8 protein-coding genes are annotated in these 8902 nt (G+C 61.8%); all 8 read left to right on the forward strand.

The window, feature by feature from the left end; translation table 11 throughout:
- The first annotated feature begins 2 nt into the window (after window positions 1-2).
- The 8 genes from NKI67_RS28040 to NKI67_RS28075 all read left to right on the forward strand — a co-directional run bounded on the left by NKI67_RS28040 (window position 3) and on the right by NKI67_RS28075 (window position 8719).
- On the forward strand, window positions 3-2324 hold the full coding sequence (locus NKI67_RS28040; protein ID WP_023676257.1) for a putative bifunctional diguanylate cyclase/phosphodiesterase: 2322 nt from the start codon (window positions 3-5) through the stop codon (window positions 2322-2324).
- 150 nt (window positions 2325-2474) lie between these two features.
- Window positions 2475-3257, forward strand: a complete 783-nt coding sequence (locus tag NKI67_RS28045) for an N-acyl amino acid synthase FeeM domain-containing protein (protein WP_023676258.1) — start codon at window positions 2475-2477, stop codon at window positions 3255-3257.
- A gap of 119 nt (window positions 3258-3376) precedes the next feature.
- Window positions 3377-3526 carry a DUF3096 domain-containing protein gene (locus NKI67_RS28050; protein WP_013528205.1) on the forward strand — a complete coding sequence of 50 codons (150 nt, stop codon included), beginning with the start codon at window positions 3377-3379 and terminating at the stop codon, window positions 3524-3526.
- A gap of 173 nt (window positions 3527-3699) precedes the next feature.
- Entirely contained in the window at window positions 3700-3924 is a 225-nt protein-coding gene (locus tag NKI67_RS28055) for an aa3-type cytochrome c oxidase subunit IV (protein WP_023676259.1), read from the forward strand.
- 81 nt (window positions 3925-4005) lie between these two features.
- A complete protein-coding gene (locus NKI67_RS28060; RefSeq protein ID WP_352647954.1) occupies window positions 4006-5280 on the forward strand; it encodes a Re/Si-specific NAD(P)(+) transhydrogenase subunit alpha in 1275 nt (424 codons plus the stop codon).
- Window positions 5280-5702, forward strand: a complete 423-nt coding sequence (locus NKI67_RS28065) for an NAD(P) transhydrogenase subunit alpha part 2 (protein WP_036238371.1) — start codon at window positions 5280-5282, stop codon at window positions 5700-5702. The genes NKI67_RS28060 and NKI67_RS28065 overlap by 1 nt, the downstream gene beginning before the upstream one ends.
- A gap of 6 nt (window positions 5703-5708) precedes the next feature.
- Window positions 5709-7106 carry an NAD(P)(+) transhydrogenase (Re/Si-specific) subunit beta gene (locus NKI67_RS28070; protein WP_023676262.1) on the forward strand — a complete coding sequence of 466 codons (1398 nt, stop codon included), beginning with the start codon at window positions 5709-5711 and terminating at the stop codon, window positions 7104-7106.
- A 92-nt stretch (window positions 7107-7198) separates the two neighbouring features.
- Entirely contained in the window at window positions 7199-8719 is a 1521-nt protein-coding gene (locus NKI67_RS28075; RefSeq protein ID WP_023676263.1) for a hypothetical protein, read from the forward strand.
- The last annotated feature ends 183 nt before the right edge of the window (window positions 8720-8902 follow it).

The raw sequence follows: 8902 nt of genomic DNA on the forward strand, positions 1-8902 counted from the left end.
GCGTGAATCTGAGACGAAAAAACGAGATTCCGGTCGACGTTTACATTCCGTTCGTGGAAACGCTGTTTCGCGACGGGTTCACGCTGTCGATCGGCCTTGTTGCGCAGACACTCCTCGTCATTCTGGTCTATTGGAAGACCATGGACTTGGCGTATCTTCTAGTTGCCGCTGGGCTCATCATTGTCGGTACTCTGCGCCTTCGCAACATCCGAAAATACGGGCGACTTCCTTCCCCGACGACGTGGGAAGAAGCCCATGATCGCGAAAACGATTACATAATTTTCGGTTCGATGCATGGTTTCATGCTTGGCGCGTTCTGTTTCGTCAGTATCTATCTGGCAAATGACAGCCACGACAACTATGCCGAAATAGCCTCTGTCTGCGTCACTCTGGCATCGGTCACGTCGATTGCCGGCCGCAATTATGGGTCGCCGCGCATGGTCATGATATTTATCATAACCACCACATGGCCCATATCGCTTGGCTTTATCCTGCGCGGCGATATCTACCACATCATCCTCGGTCTGATGTCGGCCCCTTTTCTGTTTGCGATCAAGCGGTTCGCCGACATCGTCCGCGAAGTCCTGTTTACCGCCCTGTCGGAGGAAAAGAAGGCGAACCGCATCGCGCAGCGTTTCAACCGCGCGCTCAACACCATGTCGCATGGCCTTGTCATGCTTGGTCCCGACGGCCGGGTGGCGGTGGCCAATGCCGAAGCCGCGCACCTGATGTCGCTCAAATCGGCCGATGCGCTGCTAGGCCGCTCGATCCACGGTCTGCTGATGCGCGGCGCTGCAGGCGGCATGCTGGCGCCGAAAGATTGCCGTTACATCGAAGCCCAGCTGACGCGTGCGTTGCGCGAGGGCCGCGACCGCAAGGTCCTGGTCTCGCTCACTAACGGCCAGCACTATGAATTTTCGGCGCGCGAAGGCAGCCAGGAACTGGGCGTCGTCACTTTCGAGGATGTGACCGCCCGGGTCGAGGCGGAAGACAAGATCCGCTTCATGGCGCGCTACGACAGTCTCACCGGCCTGCCCAACCGCGCCTACTTCCACGAGTTGGTGGTGGAAGCCATGGCCTCAGGGGATCCCGAGCGTCTCTGCGGGCTGGTGGTGCTCGATCTCGATGATTTCAAGAGCGTCAACGACACGCTCGGCCATCCGGTCGGCGACGGATTGATCTACGCCGTTGCCGAGCGGCTGGCGGCAGTCGCTGGGCCAGGCATCACCGTCAGCCGCTTCGGCGGCGACGAGTTCATGATCTTCTTCGAGCGCATCGAGGATGAAAGCCACCTGACCGGCCAGGTTGATGAGATCTTTGTCAATCTACAGGGCGAGGTCGATGTCGCCGGCCACGGATTACGCATCCAGGCCAGCGGCGGCGCGGTGCTGTCGCGGGTCAAGGATACCGACGTTGACGCCATGATCGTCAAAGCCGACCTTGCACTCTACAAGGCCAAGGAGCTTGGCAAGAACGGTTGGCGGCTGTTCGAGGCCTCCATGGATGCTGCCTTCCGCAGCCGTCAGCTGATGAAGGCGGACCTGCGCAGCGCCGTGGAAAACAACGAATTGCGGGTGGTCTATCAGCCGATCGTGGCGATGAGCACGATGCGTATCGCCAGTTGCGAAGCGCTGTGCCGCTGGGATCATCCCGATCTCGGGCCGATTTCCCCCGGTATCTTTATTCCGCTGGCGGAGGAAATGGGGATTATTTCCGACATCAGCACCTTCGTCCTGCATGCGGCCTGCACGGAATGCGCCAAATGGCCGGCCCAGACCAGCGTGTCGGTCAATCTCTCGGCCAAGGATTTCCGCAACCGTGATGTCATCCAGAAGGTTCGCGACGCGCTGGCTAAATCCGGTCTCTCCGCCGGACGTCTGGAGATCGAAGTCACCGAGACGGCGCTGCTCGACGACAAGTCGCTGACACGCCAATATATCGAGGAGTTGAAGCGGCTCGGCGTGCGCATTGCGCTCGACGATTTCGGTACCGGGTATTCGAGCCTCAGCTATCTCCACAAACTGCCGCTCGACAAAATCAAGATCGACCGCTCGTTCCTGATGGATGTCACTCAGAACAGCCGGTCGCTCGAATTGCTCAAGGGCATCGTCAACCTTTCACGGCCGCTGGGACTTTCGGTTACCGTCGAAGGTGTCGAGACCTTCGAACAGCTCAAGATCCTGGCATTGCAGGTCAAGCCGGACCTGGTCCAGGGCTTTCTGTTCGGGTCGGCACTCAGCGCGTCCGGCATCGAGACGATGTCGAGCACCGTCTGGCCCTTCGCCAAGGACATCCAGACGGCAAGGAAGGCGCCGCGGCGCTGACTTCGCGCTGAAAAACCACGTATTTTAGTATAATTTTATTAATTATTAACCTTAACGAGCGGTAAACGAGCTCCTACTTATTTTCATCTTTACATCTCATGACCCGTCCGTAGTGTCGGCTGGTGGCGGTAATCGCGGGGAATAGAGTTCATGTGTGCCCAGTTGAGTTCGCTCGGCCATGCGGCGGGCGCTGGTGGGAAAGATGCGTCCGAGACCATGTCCAGCTTCGCGCAACATGTTTATGCGCTGCTTGACCGGACGGAGTACCGACGCTGTGAAAGCGGCGAGGACTTCGAAAGCATTTACAGGCTGCGCTACAATTCCTATCGGATGAACGATCTGGTGCCCGAGAATGCGTCCCGTCAGGTCCATGACGAGTTTGACGAACTGCCCAATTGCCATACGTTCGGAATCTACATCGAGGGGCGGCTGGTCAGCACAATGCGCCTGCATAACGTGTCTGCTGATAACGCCACATCACCAGCGCTCAGCGTCTACAAGGACTTGTTGATGCCGCGTCTGGCGGCCGGCGAAGTCTTTATCGACCCGAGCCGTTTTGCCGTGGACGCCGAATGGTCACGGCTTTACCCGCAGATCCCGTATGTGACGCTGCGCCTTGCGGGCATGGCTTGCTTCCATTTCGGCGCGCCTTATTGCATATCCATGATCCGCGAGGACCATGCGGCTTTCTACAAGCGCATCTATCGGGCGCGACCGATTGGCGATGCGCGGCCCTATGCCGGCGTGATCAACTGTTTCGCGCTGCTTTATCAAGCCGATGTCCTGGCGATCAAGAATGAAACCTACGCTCGCTTTCCGTTCTTCCGTTCGACGCCAATGGAGCAGCGCATGTTGTTCGATACGCCCGGTGCCGGCGAACTCGCCCCGCTGACCATCCTGCCCACCGCCAAGTATTTTCGCGAAGCCGCCTGAACGAGCCCATGGAGCCTTCCGGTCGCTTCGGCGTTCTGGGCAAGGGTGCTGGTGGTAGGTCGGCATGGCCGGCATCCGCCAAGCATCGCTTCGATAGCGATCCGATCAAAGGAACCGATATGACCATTTCCACGCTCGCCCTTACCCCGCTTATCTCGCTGATTGCAGGCGTGCTGATCCTGGTGATGCCGCGGCTGCTCAATTATATCGTCGCCCTTTATCTGATCGTTGTCGGCCTGCTCGGTCTGTTCCCGCATCTCGCCGGCTAACGACATAGGCAATAGCGGACCTGCCATCCATTGTGATTGGTATCGCCGCGCTTCGCGCAGCGATTTCAAGTTTTGCTTGAGATTGTTGGCTGCGGCGATGCGGCAATAGCGCCATTGCCCTTAACGCGGCTTTTCGCTATGTGCCTGAAAGATGTCTTCGAAGGGGTATTCCAATGGCTGAACACACGCCGACCGGTCCTGTCGAACTAGGCGCGAAGATGGACTATGCCGAGCACGACCGCACCTATGCCGGCTTTGTGATGCTGGCCAAATATGGGTCGCTATTTTGCGCCGCCGTGCTTCTTGCCATGGCGTTCGGCTTCTTTGTGGGCGGCTTCTTCTCGGGGACTATCCTATTCGTGCTGATCCTGGCCATCGGCGCCTTTATTCTCCGATAACTCCTCCAACCTTTGTCGAAGGCGCCGCCGGGGTCGGTCGATGTCTTGCGGTAACAGGGTTCCGGCCGAAAGGATCATGCGGTGGGACAGACGGTTTTCATCCCTCGTGAGCTCGACGCAAACGAGCCGCGCGTCGGGGCCTCCCCCGATACGGTGAAGCGGCTGGCAGCGCTGGGTTTCGACGTAATCGTGGAAACCGGCGCCGGCACGGCGTCGCGCGTTCCCGACGAGGAGTTTGCCAAGGCGGGCGCCGCGATCGGCAAGGCCGGCGATGCAGCCAGGGCCGATGTGGTGCTGAAGGTGCGCCGCCCCACGGACGCCGAGCTGAAGGGCTACAAGTCCGGCGCCGCTGTCATTGCGATCATGGATCCCTACGGCAACGACGCTGCCGTCGCAGCCCTTGCCAGGGCCGGTGTTACTGCCTTCTCCATGGAGTTCATGCCGCGCATCACCCGGGCGCAATCGATGGACGTTCTATCCAGCCAGGCCAACCTCGCCGGCTACCAGGCGGTGATTGATGCGGCTGCCGAATATGACCGGGCGTTGCCGATGATGATGACGGCGGCGGGCACGGTGCCGGCTGCGAAGGCGTTCGTCATGGGCGTCGGGGTCGCCGGTCTGCAGGCCATCGCCACCGCGCGCCGCCTCGGCGCCGTGGTCACCGCCACCGACGTGCGCCCGGCCGCCAAGGAGCAGGTCGCCTCGCTCGGCGCAAAATTCCTGGCCATCGAGGACGAGGAGTTCAAGGCGGCCGAGACGGCCGGCGGCTACGCCAAGGAAATGTCGAAGGGGTACCAGGCCAAGCAGGCGGCGCTGACTGCCGAGCACATCGCCAAGCAGGACATCGTCATCACCACGGCGCTGATCCCCGGCCGTCCGGCGCCGAAGCTGGTCTCGGCGGCAATGGTCGCCTCGATGAAGCCGGGCTCGGTGATCGTCGACCTTGCGGTCGAGCGCGGCGGCAATGTCGAGGGCGCCGAAGCCGGCAAGGTGGTGACCACGGCCAACGGAGTAAAGATCGTCGGCCATCTCAACGTTCCCGGTCGCGTCGCCGCCTCCGCTTCGCTTCTCTATGCCAGGAACCTCTATGCCTTCCTCGAGACGCTGGTCGACAAGGCGGCGAAGACGCTTGCCATCAACCACGACGACGAACTGGTCAAGGCGACGATGCTGACCGATGCTGGCAAGATCGTGCATCCGGCTTTCGCAAAGGCTGAGCAGGAGCCGCCAAAGGGCCAATATGTCGAACCACCGGCCATTCCGGCCAGGACGATGGTTGCCGAGGCTTCGGCGAAGCCGGCTGCGAAGAAAACGGCGGCTTCGAGGAAGCCCAAGACCACCGGAGGGATCGCGTGATGGATCAGACTCTGCAGAAAGCCCTCGACCAGCTCGACCAAGCGACAGCTGCCGTGCGGCTTGCGGTGCAGAACCTGGCGGCCGCGCCCGGGACCGAGGCGGCGGGTGACGCCGCTCACGCGCTGTCCGGCGGTGCCATCGATCCGTTCGTCTTTCGCTTCGCCATCTTTGTCCTGGCGATCTTCGTCGGCTACTACGTCGTGTGGTCCGTCACGCCGGCACTGCACACGCCGCTGATGGCGGTCACCAACGCCATTTCCTCCGTCATCGTCGTCGGCGCGCTGCTGGCCGTCGGCATCTCGGCCTCAGGGCTTGCCACCGGCTTCGGCTTCGTTGCGCTGATGCTGGTATCGGTCAACATCTTCGGCGGCTTTCTCGTCACCCAGCGCATGCTGGCCATGTACAAGAAGAAGGAAAAGTAGGCCGCTATGAACGCCAACTTCGCCTCCTTTCTCTATCTGGTCTCCGGCATCCTGTTCATCCTGGCATTGCGCGGCCTGTCGCATCCGACCACCAGCCGCCAGGGCAACATGTACGGCATGATCGGCATGGGCATCGCCATCGCCACGACGCTGGCGCTGGCGACCCCTTCGGCCGGGCGCTTCGGCCTCATAGTGCTCGGGCTGCTGGTAGGCGGCTCGGCCGGTGCGGTCACGGCACGGCGTATTGCCATGACCTCGATGCCGCAGCTGGTCGCCGCCTTCCACTCGCTGGTCGGTCTTGCCGCGATCATGGTGGCGGCGGCCGCCATCTATGCACCGGAAAGCTTCGGCATCGGCACCGTCGCCGATATTCATGCCCAGGCACTGATCGAGATGAGCCTCGGCGTTGCCATAGGTGCCATCACCTTCACCGGCTCGGTCATCGCCTTTTTGAAGCTCGACGGCCGCATGTCGGGCAAGCCGATCATGATCGGTGGCCGCCACTTCATCAACGCGGCCCTGGGCATTGCGCTGATCGTGCTGATCGTGCTGCTCGTCACCGCCGAGTCCAAGGTGGTGTTCTGGCTGATCGTTGCCGCCTCGCTGGTGCTGGGTGTGCTTCTCATCATCCCGATCGGTGGCGCCGATATGCCGGTGGTCGTGTCGATGCTGAATTCCTATTCCGGCTGGGCCGCCGCCGCACTCGGTTTCACGCTCGGCAATCTGGCGCTGATCATCACCGGCGCGCTGGTCGGCTCGTCGGGCGCCATCCTGTCTTACATCATGTGCAAAGGCATGAACCGGAGCTTCATCTCGGTCATCCTCGGCGGCTTCGGCGGCGAGACATCAGCCATTGCCAACGACGGCATCGAGCGCACGGTCAAGCAGGGCTCGGCCGAGGATGCCGCCTATCTGATGATGAATGCGCAAAAGGTCATCATCGTGCCGGGCTACGGCATGGCCGTCGCCCAGGCGCAGCACGCGCTGCGCGAGATGGCCGACAAGCTCAAGGCCAACGGCGTCGACGTCAAATACGCCATCCACCCGGTTGCCGGCCGCATGCCCGGCCACATGAACGTGCTCTTGGCCGAAGCCAACGTGCCTTATGACGAAGTGTTCGAGCTGGAGGACGTCAACTCTGAGTTCGCGCAGGCCGACGTCGCCTATGTCATCGGGGCCAATGACGTCACCAATCCCTCGGCTCGTGACGACAAGTCCTCACCTATCTACGGCATGCCAATCCTCGACGTCGACAAGGCGCGCACCTGCCTGTTCGTCAAGCGCTCGCTCGGCTCCGGCTATGCCGGCATCGACAACACGCTGTTCTACAAGGACGGCACCATGATGCTGCTCGGCGACGCCAAGAAGATGACCGAGGAGATCGTCAAAGCGATGGATCACTGAAACGGCGTCGCTGCCAACTCACTGCCGATCGTCGAATACAGCCCGGCTCCGCGCCGGGCTCTTTCTTGGCTGTTACCGGTTCTGAAGCTACGATGCCGACCCGTCGTCTTGCTAACGGCGTCATCGTGGAGGTGCTGGTGCCCGACCCTGGTTCTACTGCATCGCCGGCTGCCGATCTGACCGCAGCAGAGAAGGCGCCACGCAAGCGCAGCCAGGCGGTAGTGGTCGTGCACGGCATGGGCGAGCAGCGGCCCATGGACACGTTGAGGGAGTTTGTCCAGGCCGTATGGAGCCACGATCCGGCCCGTGCACCGTTCTATGCCCATGTCCCCGATCCGGCCGACCCGATGGGTGCGAAGATCAACCAGAGCTGGATCACGCCCGACAGCCGGACCAATTCGCACGAACTCCGCCGGATCACCACGCCCTATGATGTCGATGGCCGCCGCACCGATTTCTATGAGCTTTACTGGGCCGACATCACCCAGGGCACGACCCGAAGCCGCCTTGCTGCCTGGGTGACGACCCTGCTCTGGCGCAAGCCGGCCGATATTCCGCGCGATGTGCTCAAACTCTATGTCGTCACGCTTTTGGCCACCATCGTCGTCCTCGGCGCGGCGCTGGCGCTCGCAACGTCGACCTGGCAAGGCTACATCTCCTGGACGACCGGTGTGCTTGTCACGGTTCTGGCGTCGTTCGTCATCTGGTCGGTGGACCAGTTTGGCTTGCCTTATTTCGGCGACGTCGCCGCCTATGTGCGGGCCGAAGCGGCAACGGTCGAGAAGCGGGCGCTGGTCCGCGAGCGTGGCCTCAAGCTGCTGAAGCGTCTCATGATGGACGATGCCTATGACCGCATCGTGCTGGTCTCGCACAGCCTCGGGTCGATCATCGCCTATGATCTGTTGCAGATATTGTGGGCCGATTTCAGGCCTAGAAAGTTGGAAGCCATTCGCGACAAAGCGAGGCTGAAGGCGATCCACGCCGTCGACAAGGCGACGCTGGCCGCCGATGCCTCCGCTTGGCCCGACAGCCTCGATGACCTCCCCGCATTCCGGCGCAGCCAATGGGAGCTCTACCGGCAGCTTCGCGTCGGCGACGCCGATCATCCGCTGCCGTGGAAGATCAGCGATTTCGTCACGCTCGGCAGTCCGCTGACCCACAGCGAGTTTCTAGTGACCTACAACCTCGCCGAACTCAGGCGCGGCATCGCCGAGCGCCTGTTTTCGGCATGCCCGCCGATCGCCGACAGGGCGGCGGGCGGGACCATGCTCTACCAGGAAGGGCGCAGCCATTCCGGCAAGCCGCAGCGGGCGGTGCATCATGGCGCGGTGTTTGCCGCGACGCGCTGGACCAATATTTTCGACAGGGGCAATGGCTGGCTGACCGGCGACCCGATTTCAGGGCGGATGACGGAAAATTTTGGTCCCGGCGTGGAAAACATCCAGGTCGAGCTGCGCGGCTCGGGCGGCCGCGTCTTCACGCACAGGCTCTACTGGTCGCTGACGGCGAGCGGCGTCGAGGTCAACGCGCCGGCCGGCGTACAGCCGCGCTCGCACCTTGCCGTGCTGCGCGATGCGGTCGATCTCGGCCGCAAACTGGAAGCTGAGCTGTAGGCGGCGAGCAGCGCACGACAATGCCGCGGCGGCAGTTCAAAGCAAGGTCCCCTTCGGGCGTAATCTTCCCGAAGCGGACCGAGTTCACTTAGTCACCGATCAACGATTGGTCAGGAAAATCGCTTCCTCGTCGTCGCGCTGCCTGCCGCCAAGTGCTGCAGCCGCGCTGGCAATGAAGGCCCC

The sequence above is a fragment of the Mesorhizobium sp. M0408 genome (assembly GCF_040321495.1).
Lineage (GTDB): Bacteria > Pseudomonadota > Alphaproteobacteria > Rhizobiales > Rhizobiaceae > Mesorhizobium.

What these genes read in the sequence shown, in the direction of transcription:
- NKI67_RS28045 (WP_023676258.1), top strand. Translation starts at nt 2,475, where the DNA reads ATGTGTGCCCAGTTGAGTTCGCTCGGCCATGCGGCGGGCGCTGGTGGG.
- NKI67_RS28050 (WP_013528205.1), top strand. Translation starts at nt 3,377, where the DNA reads ATGACCATTTCCACGCTCGCCCTTACCCCGCTTATCTCGCTGATTGCA.
- NKI67_RS28055 (WP_023676259.1), top strand. Translation starts at nt 3,700, where the DNA reads ATGGCTGAACACACGCCGACCGGTCCTGTCGAACTAGGCGCGAAGATG.
- NKI67_RS28065 (WP_036238371.1), top strand. Translation starts at nt 5,280, where the DNA reads ATGGATCAGACTCTGCAGAAAGCCCTCGACCAGCTCGACCAAGCGACA.
- NKI67_RS28070 (WP_023676262.1), top strand. Translation starts at nt 5,709, where the DNA reads ATGAACGCCAACTTCGCCTCCTTTCTCTATCTGGTCTCCGGCATCCTG.
- NKI67_RS28075 (WP_023676263.1), top strand. Translation starts at nt 7,199, where the DNA reads ATGCCGACCCGTCGTCTTGCTAACGGCGTCATCGTGGAGGTGCTGGTG.